Source organism: Enterococcus casseliflavus (assembly GCF_029215545.1).
Taxonomy (GTDB): Bacteria; Bacillota; Bacilli; order Lactobacillales; family Enterococcaceae; genus Enterococcus_D; species Enterococcus_D casseliflavus.
Genome location: NZ_CP119393.1, coordinates 3,428,549 through 3,445,112 on the forward strand (window position 1 = coordinate 3,428,549; position 16,564 = coordinate 3,445,112).

The 16,564-nt window shown below is 43.8% G+C and carries 17 protein-coding genes; all 17 read right to left on the minus strand.

The window, feature by feature from the left end; translation table 11 throughout:
- Positions 1 to 3 precede the first annotated feature (3 nt).
- Entirely contained in the window at positions 4 to 1,167 is a 1,164-nt protein-coding gene (locus tag P0G38_RS16130; RefSeq protein WP_275853184.1) for a glycoside hydrolase family 88 protein, read from the minus strand.
- A 150-nt stretch (positions 1,168 to 1,317) separates the two neighbouring features.
- Positions 1,318 to 2,145, minus strand: coding sequence for a DUF7402 domain-containing protein (locus P0G38_RS16135; protein ID WP_008376442.1), 828 nt, complete (start codon positions 2,143 to 2,145; stop codon positions 1,318 to 1,320).
- Entirely contained in the window at positions 2,120 to 3,886 is a 1,767-nt protein-coding gene (locus tag P0G38_RS16140; protein WP_275853185.1) for a DUF2264 domain-containing protein, read from the minus strand. The genes P0G38_RS16135 and P0G38_RS16140 overlap by 26 nt, the downstream gene beginning before the upstream one ends.
- A gap of 417 nt (positions 3,887 to 4,303) precedes the next feature.
- On the minus strand, positions 4,304 to 5,299 hold the full coding sequence (lacD, locus tag P0G38_RS16145) for a tagatose-bisphosphate aldolase (RefSeq protein ID WP_338070808.1): 996 nt from the start codon (positions 5,297 to 5,299) through the stop codon (positions 4,304 to 4,306).
- Positions 5,300 to 5,484: 185 nt separating this feature from the next.
- The gene (locus P0G38_RS16150) at positions 5,485 to 6,654 is read right to left on the minus strand and encodes an SIS domain-containing protein (protein ID WP_275853189.1); all 1,170 of its coding nucleotides are present in this window, start codon (positions 6,652 to 6,654) and stop codon (positions 5,485 to 5,487) included.
- A gap of 178 nt (positions 6,655 to 6,832) precedes the next feature.
- A complete protein-coding gene (locus P0G38_RS16155; protein ID WP_005232618.1) occupies positions 6,833 to 7,567 on the minus strand; it encodes a GntR family transcriptional regulator in 735 nt (244 codons plus the stop codon).
- 214 nt (positions 7,568 to 7,781) lie between these two features.
- Positions 7,782 to 8,810: a PTS system mannose/fructose/sorbose family transporter subunit IID gene (locus P0G38_RS16160; RefSeq protein ID WP_008376454.1), complete on the minus strand. Its 1,029-nt coding sequence runs from the start codon at positions 8,808 to 8,810 to the stop codon at positions 7,782 to 7,784.
- Positions 8,800 to 9,606, minus strand: coding sequence for a PTS mannose/fructose/sorbose/N-acetylgalactosamine transporter subunit IIC (locus P0G38_RS16165; RefSeq protein ID WP_005232623.1), 807 nt, complete (start codon positions 9,604 to 9,606; stop codon positions 8,800 to 8,802). The genes P0G38_RS16160 and P0G38_RS16165 overlap by 11 nt, the downstream gene beginning before the upstream one ends.
- A 26-nt stretch (positions 9,607 to 9,632) precedes the next feature.
- Positions 9,633 to 10,115: a PTS N-acetylgalactosamine transporter subunit IIB gene (gene agaV, locus P0G38_RS16170; protein ID WP_005232625.1), complete on the minus strand. Its 483-nt coding sequence runs from the start codon at positions 10,113 to 10,115 to the stop codon at positions 9,633 to 9,635.
- Between the two features lie 19 nt (positions 10,116 to 10,134).
- Complete coding sequence (yajC, locus tag P0G38_RS16175) at positions 10,135 to 10,410, minus strand: preprotein translocase subunit YajC (RefSeq protein WP_244732883.1); 276 nt, start codon at positions 10,408 to 10,410, stop codon at positions 10,135 to 10,137.
- 2 nt (positions 10,411 to 10,412) lie between these two features.
- Positions 10,413 to 10,844 (minus strand): PTS sugar transporter subunit IIA, encoded by a 432-nt coding sequence (locus tag P0G38_RS16180; protein ID WP_008376461.1) that lies wholly within the window; start codon positions 10,842 to 10,844, stop codon positions 10,413 to 10,415.
- 456 nt (positions 10,845 to 11,300) lie between these two features.
- The gene (locus P0G38_RS16185) at positions 11,301 to 12,053 is read right to left on the minus strand and encodes a DeoR/GlpR family DNA-binding transcription regulator (RefSeq protein WP_005226765.1); all 753 of its coding nucleotides are present in this window, start codon (positions 12,051 to 12,053) and stop codon (positions 11,301 to 11,303) included.
- Between the two features lie 159 nt (positions 12,054 to 12,212).
- On the minus strand, positions 12,213 to 12,653 hold the full coding sequence (gene rpiB, locus P0G38_RS16190) for a ribose 5-phosphate isomerase B (protein ID WP_128432057.1): 441 nt from the start codon (positions 12,651 to 12,653) through the stop codon (positions 12,213 to 12,215).
- The gene (locus P0G38_RS16195) at positions 12,650 to 13,285 is read right to left on the minus strand and encodes a ribulose-phosphate 3-epimerase (protein ID WP_275855275.1); all 636 of its coding nucleotides are present in this window, start codon (positions 13,283 to 13,285) and stop codon (positions 12,650 to 12,652) included. The genes rpiB and P0G38_RS16195 overlap by 4 nt, the downstream gene beginning before the upstream one ends.
- Positions 13,286 to 13,339: 54 nt before the next feature.
- The gene (locus P0G38_RS16200; protein WP_271771437.1) at positions 13,340 to 13,804 is read right to left on the minus strand and encodes a PTS sugar transporter subunit IIA; all 465 of its coding nucleotides are present in this window, start codon (positions 13,802 to 13,804) and stop codon (positions 13,340 to 13,342) included.
- Positions 13,805 to 13,818: 14 nt separating this feature from the next.
- A complete protein-coding gene (locus tag P0G38_RS16205; protein ID WP_016609112.1) occupies positions 13,819 to 15,192 on the minus strand; it encodes a PTS transporter subunit EIIC in 1,374 nt (457 codons plus the stop codon).
- A gap of 14 nt (positions 15,193 to 15,206) precedes the next feature.
- Entirely contained in the window at positions 15,207 to 16,151 is a 945-nt protein-coding gene (locus tag P0G38_RS16210) for a sugar phosphate isomerase/epimerase family protein (protein ID WP_275853211.1), read from the minus strand.
- Positions 16,152 to 16,564: the final 413 nt, after the last annotated feature.

Consider the following 16,564-nt stretch of genomic DNA (forward strand, 5'->3'; position numbering starts at 1 on the left):
CCTTTACCAGTATCTTTGCCAATCAGGCAATGCCAATCGGATCAATCCTTCTAAATAGAAATAATCACCCCAAAGATTGGGCTCATCGATGCCTTTGCCTTCCGCATGAGCATACACACCATGCAGCAATAATCCTTCATTTTCTGGCACTTGGCTCGCTGCATACTGCTCGCCTAATTGGTAAAGCATTCCTTTAGCGATTTTTTGGGCATCGGGATATGCCCCCATTTTCTCTGCTTCCAACAAGCCACAAGCCGCAATCGCTAAAGCAGAGCTGTCTTTTTCAACAGGATGTTGGTCGTTAAAATCAAAGTCCCAATACGGCACCAAATCTGCTGGCAAATGAGCCAAAAACACCTCCACGATCTGCGGATAATTTTCTGGAAAAGGCTGACTATGCAGGTAGCTTTCATTCAAAGGAAGCCCTAAAATCGCCCAGCTCTGCCCTCGTGCCCAAATCGATTGGTCGCTGTTTCCTTGATGCGTCGCACCGTGACTTGGCTGCCCCGTCTCAGGATCGAAATAATACGTATGAAAGGTGGTGGCGTCATTCTTGATGACGGTCTTTCGGACTGTCTGATAATGCTTACTCGCAGCCTCTGCGTAGCGAGGCGCTCCCGACAATTGAGTTGCTGCAAATAAAAGCGGCAAGTTCAGTAGCGAATCAATAATCAAGCGGTATTCCTGTGGGTCGCCATAAGCGCCCCAAGCTTGAATAAATTCCCCCTTTTCTTGAAACCGTGCCAACAAAACATCTGCTGCTTGAATGACTTCTTGCTTGCAGTGTTCATCGCCGGTGATCTTGTAGCCCGCACCGGCAGATAAGCTATACAAAAAACCAATATCATGATGATCTAATACAAAATGGTCGTCTAAACGCGTTTGAAAACTGTCGATATTTGCCATAGCTCGATCAAGAAAGTTCTTTTCCTTGGTCCACTCATAGGCGAGCCACAACATCCCGGTCCAAAAGCCATTGGTCCAATCATCGTTGCCTTTCAGCCGATATTTGCCATTGGTGGCACAGGCTGAAGGAAATTGTGTGCCAAAGCGCTGACTATTTTTTTCGATCTGTTGGATGCACGCGGTGATTTTATCCGCTAACCACACATCGGTCACTTTTTCTCCTAACAGGATCAAGCGTTGTTTGTTCTCTTGCAGACGCATATTTACCCTCCCCTTAACTTGTTAACATATTAACTGAAATCATTATAACGTAAACGCACAAAAAAAGCGACCTTCCTTCCTTGATTCCTAAAAAAAAGAGCATGACAACTGCACACAAATGCAGACCTGTCATACTCTCGTCCTCTTTTTTTAACAGTTCCAACCAAATACTTCGATTTGTGTAAGAGCTGGGAAGGGGGAATCATCCTCTGCTTTTTGCAGCTCTTTATAGGTCAGCTTAGTCGTTTCTTTTTTTGGAAAACGAACTTCTTGAAAAGACGCCGTATTTGTCGTTTCCACCACCAGCTCTTCTCCATCAGCAAAGACCAAGGTCCCTTTGGTCCAATAGCTATCATGGGGATAATCTGCCCGCAATAGGAAGCGAACCCGATCAATCAAGACGGGACGACCAAACTCAATGGTCAATGCAGCATCGGCTTGCTGATTGATGCCCCAAGAAGCAAACGGATACGACCCGTGGGATCGGTTGCCATATTTTCCATCAATCGCATTCTTGGCAAAAAAGACGGAATCATCTCGCGTTTCCACATTCGCTGAAGCATGAGGATACGCCCCTGTCGCTGACTTTTGATCATGGGCATTGAAGGATAAATTTTGATAATTCGTGATCTCAAACGCATGGGCTTTGCGCACCATCAGGTGATGGCGCTGCGAGGTAAAGGCCGTTTCCACCGAGGACTTTCGAGCGGACTCCGTCCAAGGAATCTGATACTCCCAAGTGGATTGGGAAAGATAGATCAGTGATGGTGCTAAGGTTTCATCAAGCTGAAGGACATAATACGGATTTTCCCCCGTCACCTCAATAACGATCTTATCTCCTTCCTCATAGGGATAGTTTTTAATGGCTAATACGGCCAAATCATCATCAGAAACTTGAAATGGCGCGGGTTCTTTTTCATGGTCGATGCGACCGACGATCACCTGGTCCTGCTTATTTTTTATTGCTAGCGTAATCATTTGGATCGATCCTTTCTTTTTCTACGATACCACCGACTAAACAAATCAAACGGTGCTTCCCGGGCGGAATATGTTGTGCTAAGTATGGAAAACTGGTTCTTGGAAAAAAGACGGAGGTATTGGCTTCTGGCTGAACAATACTGGCTTGTTGATAGCCTTCGATGTTGATGATTTGAGAACAAAAGCCCCCTTCACTGACTCGACTCCAGATCGGTCCTGTTTGGGACTGAGGCAACCGTCCAGTCAGCGGTACACTAAATCCGCCCTCACGAAGGTCCAACGAAATCGTCGTCGTCAACTCGTGCACGCGCACATGCCACTGACCAAATGGATAAATCTCAGTTTCAATAACTGCCTCCTCAAAGGGAGCCCATTGGAAAAAGACGCCTTTTTCCGTCACTCGATAATCCATGACTGCGCCCTTCGTGCGAAAATAGCTGCCATCTCGAGCAATAGCTAATGTGCTATCGAAGGCGCCTTCGGCATACGTGACGCCGGCTTTCGGCACACTGAAGCCAAATTTGCTCGAATAGACGAATTTGCTGTATTTTGCTTGAGCATGCGCTTGCTGTTCAAGCATCAAACCTGCAGGATACCCCAACAAATGATGGTTTTTTTCATTGTGCACCAGCAACATATTGCCTTTTTCAATCCGTTTTTGCGGCTCTCTCTTGATTGGCTCAGGTTCAGCCCGCCAAAAAGGATGCGTTTCTGCGACCGCTAAAAGCAAAAAGGTCTTAAGCCCCCAGTAAGGCGAGCCTGGTGCATTGTACCCTTCTGCCATCACTTGATTTTCATAGTGGTATCCGATGGACAAGCGACCATCGAAAGTGAAAATCTCCTGCGCCATCCAATTGCGCAAGTGTTTCGCCAGTAGTCCTCGCACCTGTCCCCATGGGATCGCTTCGACGTCTGCGAAAACCAGTGCCGAGAAAAACGCCCCTTGCGCAAACCGATAAGTCAGGCTGCGGCCATAGGGCAAGGCTTCGCCATCTTCATCAAAATAATAGACGAAGTCTTGGGCAAATAGCGTGGCTCGTTCTTTAAAACGCTGTGCCCATTCTGGGTCTTCGTCTTGCATAAATGTAGCGTAAATCAAGCCATAATAATGAAACGCAAAAGGAATATAGTAATCTCGCTGCGTCGTTTTCCCATCTACGTACCAACCATCGCCAATGTACATGGAATCGATCAATGCCAACTCTTGGGACAATGCTTCTTTTGCCAACGGTTCCCCACAGTGAAACAGGGCAACGCGAATCAACACTTTGAAGAATGTCCAGTTGTTCTTAGGAATCTTGCACTCAAGTGCTTGGGATAGCCAAGCCACTAGCTTTCGCTGGTTCTTCTGCGGCAACGCTGTCCAAAAAGCGTCCTTTTGCAATAAAAGAGTCAATGACAATGCGGCTGCTTCCACGATGTATTGATCATAATCCGTGATGCTTCCCCAGTAAAATGCGTGTTCAGGATCTGTCCCCGCGATCACTTTTTCCACATAAGCTGCTCGTAACGGATCATCTGAGCAAATCCTCCAATAAGGCGCCAGCCCCCACAAAGGACGCACAAGCGCTTCCATCTCAGCCCGTGTTCGGTCATACACGGCCCCACTGCTACCTAGATTCAATCCTGGATAGTCATCTGCCAAGATCGCTTCTCGCAAAGGAGCGATCATGTCTTCCACTGCCCGCTGATAATCCAGACGCGTCAAAAACGGATTCTCTTTGATTGCCATTTGCTTCATACGCCATCTCCTTCTGTCAATTTACAGAACAGAATAGCAAGCCACGACTTTTTTATCAAGCGATTTTCTACTGGCAATACTCTTGAAAAATGAGAAAAGATTTTTGGGGATTTTTTACTTAACCTGTTAACAAATCCTTTGGGATTGATTTTCTTGCCTTCATTTTCTTTTAACTAGCAAAGTTAACTTAGTCTATATGAAAAAATTATGATAAATCATCCGTAGTGCCATGACTTTTTTTCATAATTTTTTTGCTAACCTTTTTTTGTCTAAATGAGGTCAGCATCCGTTATACTATCAACCTTTTTTCACTAGAAAAAGACACCTTAAAGCCTTAAGTCAGAAGCCTGCACTTCTTCTCAAAAGCCCTTAAGATGTCTGATCATTGGCCATTTCTCTTGTCAAACAGCGAAAAAACTATTCTTCGACCGTAACTTTGTCCCACCAAGAAGTAGCGGTCTTTTGGATCACTTCATTCAAGTCTTCGATGTGCTGTTTTCCAGTACTTGCTAGCCATTCTTTGGCTGCTTCTGCTCCTTGTTTTACAAAGGGTTCAACACCATCTTTCCACGTTGCTCGGCCGCACAAGACGCCATTGAAGGTGGAGCCAGCTTCTTTGGCAAAAACCAGTGTTTCTTGGAATAAGCTGGCTGATACGCCTGCACTGAGAAAAATAAACGGCAGATGTGTCGCGTCGCTTTGCGCTTTGAAATACGCGGCAGCTTCTTCCTTGGTATGCACGGATTCTCCCTTGGCAAAACCTGCCACATAATTCATGTTGACTGGTACTTCCACTTTTAACACATCGACTTTGTACTGCGGTTTTGAAAATTCCTTCATCAATCCAATGACTTTTTCTGGTTTGCGTTGCGCATATGCTTTTGAGTCGACTTCAGGCAGCTTAGCATCATAGGAAAGGACTTCTAAAAAGAAGGGCAGATCAGCCGCTTGGCATTCACTGCCGAGTCGTTCCACAAAGACATGTTTCAACTGATTGATCTGGGCATCTTCATCTACATCATAGTAAAGCAAAAATTTGATGGCATCTGCGCCAGCTGCTTTTAATCGCTCAACCGACCATTCCCCTAATAAATCAGGCAAACGTCCCGGCGTAGTCGCATCATAGCCGGTTTTTTCATACGCCAGCAAAAGCCCCGCCTCTGGATCACGGCTTTGCGCAGCTGCCAACCCATATTCTGGATCTAGTAAAATGGAAGACGCGTAAGGGGTCAATTCTTGTGAGACTAGCGTTTTAAACTGGCTGATTTTTTCTGCATCAGCCTCCACGCCAAGTGCTGCCATCATTTTTTTCAAGGCACCTCGTTGGTCGATTGCTAAAGCTGCGATCACTCCTTCTTTCGTTGACAGGCGATCCATCGCTGCTTTTTTGGCTTTCGTTACGGTTGCTTTCATTAAAATTCCTCCTTTTTTGTCCATGCCAAAGAATCAACCGCTTTCACTTTTTTCAGTGTTGGCGAAACGGTTGTCAGCACGTATAAAAATGTCTATTGATGAAGCCGTTCGACTGATTGACCACCGCACGTATCGACTTCGTACAAAAAAAGATACGTGCTCGTGGTGGTCTTTCTCAGTCATCGTTAGTTGTTATACGGATGAATCGTCACGCCTTTGACCACCCGATTGACGGTACGCGTTGGCGAAGGGGTATCCGGTGTATTCCCGACTTTGATCGATGCCAACAGTGCGATCGTTTGTGCAATAACAATGTCTGCTAAGGCAAGATAACCGTCTGGCAATGATGTGTCATCTGGAAAGAAAAAGTTTGTTCCTGAAAAATTCACAGCTGCCGGCTGTCCGATGGCGGTCACTGCGACGGCGATGCCGTCACTCTTTAATTCTTCCAACATATCAAGATCATACTGCCGCGTGTATGGCGTATTGCTGACAAAGACAAAGACGAGGGTTTGATCATCTACGAATGATTTCGGTCCATGACGGAAGCCCATCGAAGAATCGAACACGGTGGCGATTTTTCCCGCAGTCAGTTCCAATACTTTTAGCTGTGCTTCCCTGGTCAACCCCGACAACGTGCCTGAACCAAGGTAAACGATTCGCTTAAAGGAACGGTCCGTCAGTACTTGGAGTTCTGTTTCTCTGTCGATCACTTCTTGCCCCAACCGGCTAAGGGTTTCAACATAATGCCCCTTTTCTGCCAGAGGCGTCTGGTCAAAAACCAGCAGTGCCGAAAGGGCCATGCAAGAAAAGCTGCCCGTCATCGCAAAGCCAGCATCATTTGACCTCTCAGGCATCAATAACAGATAGCTCGTTTCATCAGCGGCAGCTTGTTGTGCCAAAGATCCGTCGGCTGCACAAGTGATCGTCAAATGATAACTGTCGGCAACGAATTGATCGACGATTTTGACCGCTGCTAAACTTTCTGGTGAATTGCCGCTTCTAGCAAAAGAAACGAGCAGTGTTGGTTCATCCGCAAATAAAACTTGTTCTGGAGCTGCGACAATATCCGTCGTAGCAATACTTTCAAAAAGATAATCCGCAGTTGCGCCCGTCTTATTCAAGTAAGGAACGATCGTATCTCCAACATATTGCGACGTCCCCGCTCCCGTGAAGACCACCCGAATGCGTTTGTCCGTCTTTTGCTTGATAGTACGTAAGAAAGCCGCGATCGCCTCTTGATTTTCTTGATAGATCGTCAAGGTTTCTTGCCACAGTTCTGGCTGTTGTTTGATTTCTCTTGTTGTAATCTCCGCACCTAATTCTGCTAATTCCTTTGTTGACAGTTGAAACATCTTTCTTCCTCCTAGCTGCTGGTTTTCCAGTATGTATTCCCAGTGACGGTACGAGGAGCGTTGTCTTGGATGAATACTTAGCGATCACCCAAAGGGCAAACTTCCTCGACCTCACTGGTTTTGAATACACACCTTTTCTTTGCTCGAGCGGATCATTTCAGACTGTCTAGGAAATGCGCTACTCGTCGTTACGCAAGTGGCGGACTTTGTATCTAAATTGGTCTGCTCGAGCAACACTCAAGGTGTATTCGATCACTTCATTTTCAATATTGAACGTGCTGCGTACCAGGTTCAACACCGGCGCACCTTCGTGGATTTTTAGCAATGCCGCATCTTTCGCACTGGCAATGCTGGCAAAAAATTCTTCGTCCGCTAGGCGGATCACTTGATGAAAATCTTCATGGAAGATATCGTACAATGGTTTTTGCTCGATCATCTCACTCGTTAAATTCATGAAGCGCTTGACGGGCAGATAAGAACGCTCGATCATCATCGGTTGGCCATCAGCAAGACGCAATCGTTTTAACTTGTAGATCGGCTCGCCAATGGAAACTTGCAACTGAGTGGCAAAATATTTTGTCGCTTCCATTTTTTTGAATGCCAATACTCTAGTTTCCGGTTGTTTCCCCAGTGCTTTCATCTGTTCGGTAAAACTATAGGAACCCGATAAATTGGTTGCCTGCTTGCGGATCTCCGAGACAAAGGTTCCTTTACCATGTTGGCGATAAATATAGCCTAATTTTTCTAACTCCTGTAGTGCCAAGCGAACGGTGGTCCGACTTAACCCGTAGCGCTTTGACAGTTCTCTTTCTGAGGGAAGCATCGTGTCTGCTTCCATTTCATTTTCGATTTTTTCAATCAGTAAATTTAACAATTGATCGTATAATGGTTGTCGATTTTTATTGATATTCATAAGCCCCTCCAAACTGGTTACTACCACATAACGAGTGTACTATTTCCCGATAGGCGTGTCAAACAATCGTCTACAGGGGCTCTGTTTCCTGAACTTGCATCTCTTCACGCAGGAAAATGAACCAATTGCCAGCACGAGCTAAGCTGAAAAGTCAGCTTTTGCTTGCTTAGCAAAACTCCTCCTACGGTTTGCGCCGTTTCTTCTGCTAGCTTGCTTATTGCGGCCAAATGGATGGATACAGACCAAAGCCAGAACCGATCAAGCCGATCACTAGCAGCAAAGCGATACATTTCAACGGCGTCCAGCCGCGTTTTGATAAGAAGAAATACAGCATCAGTGTGATGGTCAATGGAATCACTTGCGGCAAGATCCCATCGAGGATTTTTTGAATATCGATCGTCACGGGCACTTCGTTGACTTTGTTAAACGTCAATTCATATTTGCCGTTAGCCAATTCGTTGACCGCCGCATTTTCTTGCAGTGTGTCGGTCAATTGTCCATTCTCATCCGTGGTATACAGCATGTCTTCGTAAGCGGCAATGGCTGCTTGATCATCCACGATCGTCGTCGCTTGTGTCACTTCATTGGTAGTACCGTTAGGGATCTGAATATCCAAAGAAGTCGCCCCATACACGCAGGTCAAGGAACCGACAACAAAAATCCCTAAAATACTCGCTGCTCGGGTGAACTCTTTGGCATTTTCCGTTAAGATCCCAATCGCATCTGTCCCTAAACGATAGGACCAATGCATCAAGAAGAACCGTAAACCAAATTGGGCCGCATTGAATACCAGTAAGAAAATAAACGGTGCAGCGATGTTGCCGTTGATCGCCATATTGGCTGTGATACCAGCTGTTATCGGTACCAGAGTGAACCAGAATAACGCGTCACCGATCCCGCCTAGCGGTCCCATCGCGGCGACTCGCACTGCCCGAATCATGGGAATATCGGCTTTGTTTTGTTCCATCGATAGAATGATCCCCATCACAAAGTTCACGAGGAATGGATGAGTATTGAAAAACTCTAGGTTATGGCTCATTGAAGCAGCCAAGTCCTTTTCATTTTTGTGGATCTTTTTCAATCCCGGTAAAATACTGAATAACCAGCCTCCTGCTTGCATTCGCTCATAGTTGAAAGAGGCTTGTAGAAATAAGGAACGCCAGACCATATTGTTCAAGGTCTTTTTATCCAGTTGTTCTGCGGGCGCTTGTTCGCTATAAGAATCGGGAATATTATATGCCATCTTCATCGCCTCCGAAATCATAGGTATTGGCTGTTGCTACTTTAAATTTGGACTGGATTTGATAATCCCAAAAGGCTAATGCAAAACCGATAAAGGCTAGAATGATCAAGGCTGGTCCTTGCAAGGAAGGTGCCGCCATTACGATCGTGGCTAAACCAAACCCCATAAAGAAGAAGCCCCACATTTCTTTGGAAACCATCACTTTTAGTAAAATCGCAAAACCGACATACCGCATCATGCCCCCAGCTGCGCCGAGCCCACCCATCAACCATTGAGGGATCGCTGCGACCGCCTGATTCCCGAAGGCAGCACCGCCGATAAAGAATAAGACCACAATCAAGCCGAAGATCGTTCCAAGACCCACCATCGCTAAATAATTGATCCGGTCAATGCCCTTCGTATTGGCATCATGGGCGTAGCTGTCAGCTTTTGACATCACTGGCGACATTAGTGAGAAGATAATCGTCACCCCATATTGCCCCAGCAAAGAAAACGGAATCGCCGTAGCGACGGCCACTGTCGGTTCCAGCTGCAGCGTGATCGCTAAGATTGCTGCCATAATTCCGCCAATCACCGCATTTGGCGGTTGCGCGCCGCCCACCGGCATATTGCCGATCGTCATTAACTGATAGGTTCCGCCAACGATCAAGCCGGTTTGAAGATCTCCAAGAATAAGTCCGATAACCATCCCGGTAACAATGGGCTGGTACAATGATTCTAAAAAACTAAATTGATCGATTGCGGCAATGAATGTAACTATGAAGACTAAAATGATTTGAAAAATCGTGTAATCCATTTTCTTTCTCCTTCCTTACCTCTGCATCACTGAAATAATTTCTTTTCATCTTCAACAGGTGTCGTTGGAACCCGCTGAATCACTAATTGCACCCCCATTTCCTTCAGTTTTTTAAAGGCATCGACATCTGCTTCATCGACGGCAACTGTCGTAGCAACCTGTCTTTTCCCTTCTGACATATGCATATTCCCAATGTTCAGTTTCTTGATCGGCACCCCACCTTCAGCTAATTTCAACGCATCTTGCGGATTTTCAACCACCATGAAAATCTTTTGTTTTGGCGATGCTTTATGAATGATCTCGATGGTTTTTTGAATCGAGAAATACCTCGTTTGGACGCCAGCTGGCGCCGCCATATCCATCAACCCTTGTCTGACTTTGTCTTTGGCGACCTTATCATTTGCCACTAAAATTAGATTTGCCCCCAACGTACCGTTCCATTGGGTGGCAACTTGCCCATGAATCAACCGATTGTCGATTCGCGTCAACAAAATATTTGGTTCTCCCATAAATATGTCCTCCTTCTATTTACTGCATGATTTCTGTAACCGCACTACGTTCTACTTCAATCACCGTTCCCGATTTCACCCTTAGATCGACCGTCTCTTTCCCCAGTGTTTGAATCTCCCCAATAATGCCGCCGTATAATTTGATTTTCTGCCCCTTTTTCAAGGACTGTTGCAATTCAGCGAAATAGCCTTTTTGCTTTTTCAGATGTTTCCCATTCAAGAAAGATGAGACCGCCAAAAAGAGAAAGAGAAAAACAAGCACCACGATTGAGGCTGCTAAGATCATTTCCCACATCGTTAAATCCCTTCTTCCTCATTGGTTTCCTCATGGCCTTTGATCTTTCCGTGAAAAATACCGCTCTTGCCAATCTCTGCCAGTTCTTGACAAAAACGCTCTGGATCAGTTGCCGTATATCTAGTCAACGAACCTTCCACTAGTAGCAGTAGATTGATGCCGCCGATGACCTCGACTTGCGGGTCCTCATTGGCAGCGGTCATCGCAACATTAAAAGGGGTCCCGCCTACAAGGTCTGCACAAATCACGACCCCATCACAGGTTTCCTTTAATTGATCGATTGCTCCTTGCAACTCTTTTTCAAAGTCAGCTAACGGATTTTCCTCTAAAAACGACACTGCTAGAAACTGTTCTTGCGGCCCTGCAATCATCGCAAGCGCATTTTCCATCCCTTGCGCAAATCCTCCATGACCTGTTAAAACCAAACCAAGCATCTTATGTCCTCCCCTTACTCTCAACTGGTAGTAACCACATATCCAATATAAACGCTTTCATTTTGTCTGTCAACAATTTTTTGTTTTTATATAAAAATGTCTTTGTTATCTTTAAATACGAAAAATGGCGCCAAAACAATGATTATCAATTGATAACCCAATTGATAAAGGTATTGAAATCCATCAAAGGAACGACCTTAATGTTATTTTTAACAAGTACGTTCACTGGTTTTTGAGTCTTGGTATCTAAAGAACCACAAGTCATTCACTATTCACCGATACAACAATCAACGTTGTTAAATAAAGGAACTATCAACAAATTTGCTTCCTTACTAAAAAAACCAGCTAGGTATAATCCCTAACTGGTTTTGATCATCACCAAACTCATTTTCCATTATGCGTTTTATTAAATTGTATCTCCAACATTGCCAATACCACTCAGATGCCATCCTGTTTTTAGTTCGGATAGATGATTTGCGTCAGTTCTCCAATCTTATCGTTATAAGCATCAGAAATAATGACAACGTCTTCTGTACTAAAAGCTTTTACCGCGGCGACTTGTCCATATTTCGAACTGTCACACAATAAATAGGCGGTTTTGGCATTATTTAGAATTTCACGCTTTTTGTTCGCCTCTACCAAGTTGGGCGTGCTTACACCTTTTTCAGCATCAATACCATTAGCACCTAAAAAAGCCGTTTGAAAGTTAAACGTTTGTAAATTTGCATCCGTCAATGGACCATTCAAGGATGAAATAACGGGATTGTATCGGCCACCAAGAAGTAAAATCTCGGCAGGAGTTTCTTGTTGAATTGTAAAGACACTCGTATTGGTAGTAATAATCGTGATTTTTTTATTAATGATTTTATGCAGTAACGCTGTACAAGTCGAACCAGAATCTAGGTAGATCACATCACCATCGTGAACCAACTCAGCAGCCAAAGTAGCGATCGCTTCTTTCTCTTGGGAATACAAAGCAGCCTTAGCTGCAATCGGCATTTCGGAAGCCGTTGAACAAATCTTCACTGCGCCACCAGCCAACAATTCAACTCTTCCTGATTTTTCTAATTCTTTTAAATCCCGCCTCAATGTTGAGATAGAAACAGTAGGCAAAATGCTTTGCAATTGCTCTATTTTTAACAGTTCATCTTGAGCCAAAGCTTCTAAAATTTTTTCTTGTCTTTCATATGGAATCATAGCAACCTCCATTAATTGGTCAACTTCACTTTTTTTCAAATTATACCATACTTTTTCTCTCGGTATGAGCAAGGACTTTCATTGTTCGTCAATTTGATCTCGATTATGGGATAAATTTCTCGTTAACAAAAAAAGACGAGGATTCGCTAATGCGAATCCTCTAACCTTTGATCATTCTACCTCTAACTGACCAATCATTGCTACCCGTTTTTGGTGACGACCACCTTCAAACTCAGCAGCCAGCCATTCCTTAGTAATCATTTTCGCTAGTTCGATGCCCACGACGCGCGAACCAAACGCCAGTACGTTGGTATTGTTATGCTCTCTTGAGAGCTTAGCACTATAGGGTTCGCTGCACACCACGGCTCGGATGCCCTTGATTTTGTTGGCAGCAATTGAGATACCAACCCCTGTGCCACAAATCAAGATTCCCAAATCACACTTTTGGGTTACGACCGCTTCTGCAACAGCCGCCGCATAATTGGGATAGTCAACGCGTTTAGCACTTTGTGTCCCAAAATCTTGTACCGTGTGCCCCAACGACTCCAAATAAGTGATGATATCAGTTTTTAATTCAAACCCAACGTGATCACAACCGATTGCTAGTTTCATGCTTGATCCTCCTCTTTATATATTGAGATCAGTTCTTGATACGATTCTTCTTTTCCAAAAAGAGCAGAGGTCCCTAAAACAAACCCATCAACGCCTAAGGCGCTTAAGCGAGTCATTACGGCAGGCGAAATCGCTCCATCTGCCATCAATTGATAGAAATAACGTTCCTTAACTGCAGCAAGCTGCTTTATTTTTCCTTCCACATGTGTCAAATATGCTTGACCTGAAAAACCGGGATCAACAGTCATTACCATCACGTAATCGATCAATGGCAGCAGTTCTTCGATCATTGCTACACTTGTTCCAGGATTGATGGCAATTCCGGCTTGTTTTCCCTTTTGCTTGATTTTGTTGATAGTTCTTGTAGGATGACGATCTGCTTCCGGATGAAAATAAATGATATCTACACCCATATCCGCAAATTTCTCTACATACGCTCCCGGATCTTCAATCATCAAGTGGACATCAACTAAGGTTTCTGACCATTTGCAAATAGCTTCGATATCTTGAAGTCCCATACCAAAATTTGGAACAAATCGTCCGTCCATAACATCAAGATGAAAAATATCGATTTTCGCCGCTTGTAAAGCGGCAACCTCGTTCTTTAGTATTGAAAAATCAGCACACATCATAGATGGACACAAGATTTTTTTCTTCAAAACACTACCTCCTGTCAGCAAATGCTCTCACTCATTAATAACGCCAATCGCTTGTCCACAACGCCCTTGCTTCTCTGTAATCACTAAGGTTCGCTGTGCGGAATTAGTGAAAACAACGATTACATCCGTTTCTTTGCCCTGTGATGCCAGAAACGGAAAATCAACGTTTGCCAGCACACTCTCGGCAGTAACTTTGTCACCTTCAGAAACTTTGGTATCGAATCCTGCGCCATTTAGTTCCACAGTATCGATCCCAATATGGACTAGAACTTCTAAGCCATTTTTGGTTTTTAACGAAATCGCATGTTTTGTAGGAAACACAGAGACCACTGTTCCTTCAATCGGTGCTGTAACAAGATCATCTGTTGGTACCACAGCAAACCCATCGCCTAATAGTTTGGTTGAAAACATCTCGTCCTTCACTTGTTCAATACTTTTCACCACGCCATTAGCTGGTGCATATATAACGTTTTTCTTCTTAAATAGACCCATATTTCCCCTGCTTTCTACGCCAACGTCTCGTCTCGATTGGTAAATACAAATGCTAAGACTGCTGAAACCACCATTGAAATCAGTAAGCCGATCATCGCTTGTATGAAATTCGAGGACGTTGAGCCTACAAAGGCGGGAAAAGTGGTGACACTACCAAAGACAAAGGCATTCGTTACAACTTGCATCAACCCTAAATAGGCACCACCCACAGCACCACCAATAATTTGCGCTAAGAAAAGTTTTTTATTTTTTACAAGTAAGCCGAACAAAGTAGCTTCGATAATCGCTGATAATGCGATCGTGACTAAGCCAGTTAAAGCAAAGCTTCGCAGTTTTTTATCTTTCGCTTTAAAGTAAACGCCAATCGTTGTACCTATCACGGCGAAGTTACATGCAAAAGTAAAAGGAACGATGTAATCAAAGCCATAGGTCGAAACGTTATTAATCATGATTGGATTGACTGCCCAGTGAATGCCCAAACTTACGAGAACACTCCAACCACCACCAACTAAGATTCCAGTTAGCACACTACTACGCTCGATCAACCAATTCACCACATTAGCGACTGCTTCGCCACTATAGACCCCGATTGGTCCAATAACGATCACTGTCAATGGAACCATAATCGCTAGTGAGACTAACGGAACGACCACTAATTTTAAAGTCTCCGGTATGTGTTTGTCTAAGAATTTGTAGAGATATGAAAAAGCCCAAATCGAAAGGATGATTGGTACGACAGTCGAATTGTAGTTCATCAAAACGACTGGAATCCCAAAGAACTCCGTCGTTGCACCGTTGCCTGCTCCTCCCATCAATGCAATAAAATCAGGATTGATTAACGCAGCCCCGATCAATGCCGAGATATACGGACTGGCACCAAACCGCCGCGCCGAAGTAAACGCTAACAATACGGGCAAGAAATAAAATACACTCATAGAAGCAACAAATAAAATCGAATACGTGCCGCTGTCTTCACTGATCAACCCGAGCTGAACAAACAAAATCAGCAGTCCTCTTAAAATCCCTGAGCCCGCCAAAACTGGGAGTAGTGGCGCAAAAATAGCAGATACGGCAGAAAAAATATTGCTGATAATACTGCCAGAAGCTTGTTCTTCCGTGGTAGGGCTACCAGAACTTTCGTTACCTTTAACTAACGGCTCAAACTCATCATAGAGCTTTCCAACTTCTGTCCCAATCAAAAGCTGGTACTGGCCCGCCTTATTAATGACATTGATCACTCCGTCGATATTCTCGACGGCTTGATCATCCGCTTTTGCGGTGTCATGTAACGTTAGGCGCAATCGGGTGGCACAATGTGTCATATTGCGAACATTTTCCGCTCCGCCTATTTTTTCTAAAATATTTTTTGCCATCACTTTGTAATCCATCTTCCCCACTCCTTTTATTTTGATTGATTTGTTGGTGACAAAAATTCAAGCAGCAACTGATTGGCTGCGACTGCATCGTTTTGATCGATCACAGCTTGAATCGTATCCAAGCCTACGTTATCGATCATTTGATCCATTTGCTTGATCATTTTCATGTTTTGTTCGCACTCTTTTGAGGCATGTTCAATTACAGGGAACGTATCAAAATAAATCACACCGTCATAGTTATGCTTTTTGACATAATACAAGAATTCTAATGTTTTGAAGGGTGTTGCTGAACCGATCATCAATCCATCGTCGTTTAACCCATACCCATCATTCAGATGCACCCCGTATAATAACCCTTTTCCCGCGAACAGATCCGCAGCAAAAGCAGGGTTTTCGTGTTTCATTAGCATATGGCAATAATCAAGGGTCACACCTACATTTTTGCGGTTGATCTCATTAAGCATCATTCCAGTGACACCCATACTATCAATGAACGCATAGGCTCTTGGTTGAAATGGTTTGTACTCGATACTGATTTTCAAATCTGGTGCGTAGTCAGCAATTTCAATAAAGGCATCTCGAATCTGATTCCAAACCTTTTGGTAATTGATTTGAAAACTATAGTCAAAGCCATCAAAACCAAGCCAAATGGTTACGACTTCTCCACCTGCTGCACGACAATAATCAGCAGCTTCTTTGCATAACGTTAAGGCATGCTGCGCAACCTGTGAGTTAGCATTGCCTAATTCACCGTTGATAAATTCTTCTCTAAATCGCAATGCAACACCATTCAATTTCAAATCAGCTTGTTCCAATCTCTCTTTCATTTCAGAGGCAGCCGTCCCACCGACGTGCTCCGGATAATTTAAATCTACATAATCAAGCCCCAATTCTTTGAATGCGCCAAATACATTGTCCAAATCATTTTCGTAAATTGATAAAAATGAATTGATTCTCGTTGCTAACTTCATCTTCATTCTCCTTAGCCATTTATTATAGACCCAGAATAGCACAAACTTTTTTCATTTACAACCACTTTATTTCATATTATTTCAAATTAATTCACTGAGAAGCATTGCTTTTGTTGAAAGAAATACTTCGAAAAAGTGATTTTAAGCATCTATTTTGTTAAACTCACTTTTGAAATCATTTGAAATAAATTGATTTTTTATGGATTATTTTAAAACACATTGTCTTGATTCACTGATTATGCTGATTTGACTCTATTCGTTTCAGAAAAAGGATCATTTGGTAAATCCTTAGTGGGCTGCTATTGAACTAGGCGCCCCTAGTAATGTATCCCCTTTCACTCTTTCGAATTGTTTTCACGTGAAACAAAAAAACCTAACCAACCAGCAGGATCGCTGTTTGATTAGGAAAGAGG

Excerpts from the sequence above, each read along its gene's own strand:
- P0G38_RS16205 (WP_016609112.1), bottom strand. The coding sequence starts at position 15,192 with ATGGATTACAAAGTGATGGCAAAAAATATTTTAGAAAAAATAGGCGGA.
- yajC (WP_244732883.1), bottom strand. The coding sequence starts at position 10,410 with ATGTGGGAAATGATCTTAGCAGCCTCAATCGTGGTGCTTGTTTTTCTC.
- P0G38_RS16130 (WP_275853184.1), bottom strand. The coding sequence starts at position 1,167 with ATGCGTCTGCAAGAGAACAAACAACGCTTGATCCTGTTAGGAGAAAAA.
- P0G38_RS16185 (WP_005226765.1), bottom strand. The coding sequence starts at position 12,053 with ATGGAGGTTGCTATGATTCCATATGAAAGACAAGAAAAAATTTTAGAA.
- P0G38_RS16165 (WP_005232623.1), bottom strand. The coding sequence starts at position 9,606 with ATGGATTACACGATTTTTCAAATCATTTTAGTCTTCATAGTTACATTC.
- P0G38_RS16135 (WP_008376442.1), bottom strand. The coding sequence starts at position 2,145 with ATGATTACGCTAGCAATAAAAAATAAGCAGGACCAGGTGATCGTCGGT.
- P0G38_RS16140 (WP_275853185.1), bottom strand. The coding sequence starts at position 3,886 with ATGAAGCAAATGGCAATCAAAGAGAATCCGTTTTTGACGCGTCTGGAT.
- P0G38_RS16180 (WP_008376461.1), bottom strand. The coding sequence starts at position 10,844 with ATGCTTGGTTTGGTTTTAACAGGTCATGGAGGATTTGCGCAAGGGATG.
- lacD (WP_338070808.1), bottom strand. The coding sequence starts at position 5,299 with ATGAAAGCAACCGTAACGAAAGCCAAAAAAGCAGCGATGGATCGCCTG.
- P0G38_RS16200 (WP_271771437.1), bottom strand. The coding sequence starts at position 13,804 with ATGGGTCTATTTAAGAAGAAAAACGTTATATATGCACCAGCTAATGGC.
- agaV (WP_005232625.1), bottom strand. The coding sequence starts at position 10,115 with ATGGGAGAACCAAATATTTTGTTGACGCGAATCGACAATCGGTTGATT.
- P0G38_RS16160 (WP_008376454.1), bottom strand. The coding sequence starts at position 8,810 with ATGGCATATAATATTCCCGATTCTTATAGCGAACAAGCGCCCGCAGAA.
- P0G38_RS16195 (WP_275855275.1), bottom strand. The coding sequence starts at position 13,285 with ATGATGTGTGCTGATTTTTCAATACTAAAGAACGAGGTTGCCGCTTTA.
- P0G38_RS16210 (WP_275853211.1), bottom strand. The coding sequence starts at position 16,151 with ATGAAGTTAGCAACGAGAATCAATTCATTTTTATCAATTTACGAAAAT.
- P0G38_RS16155 (WP_005232618.1), bottom strand. The coding sequence starts at position 7,567 with ATGAATATCAATAAAAATCGACAACCATTATACGATCAATTGTTAAAT.
- P0G38_RS16150 (WP_275853189.1), bottom strand. The coding sequence starts at position 6,654 with ATGTTTCAACTGTCAACAAAGGAATTAGCAGAATTAGGTGCGGAGATT.
- rpiB (WP_128432057.1), bottom strand. The coding sequence starts at position 12,653 with ATGAAACTAGCAATCGGTTGTGATCACGTTGGGTTTGAATTAAAAACT.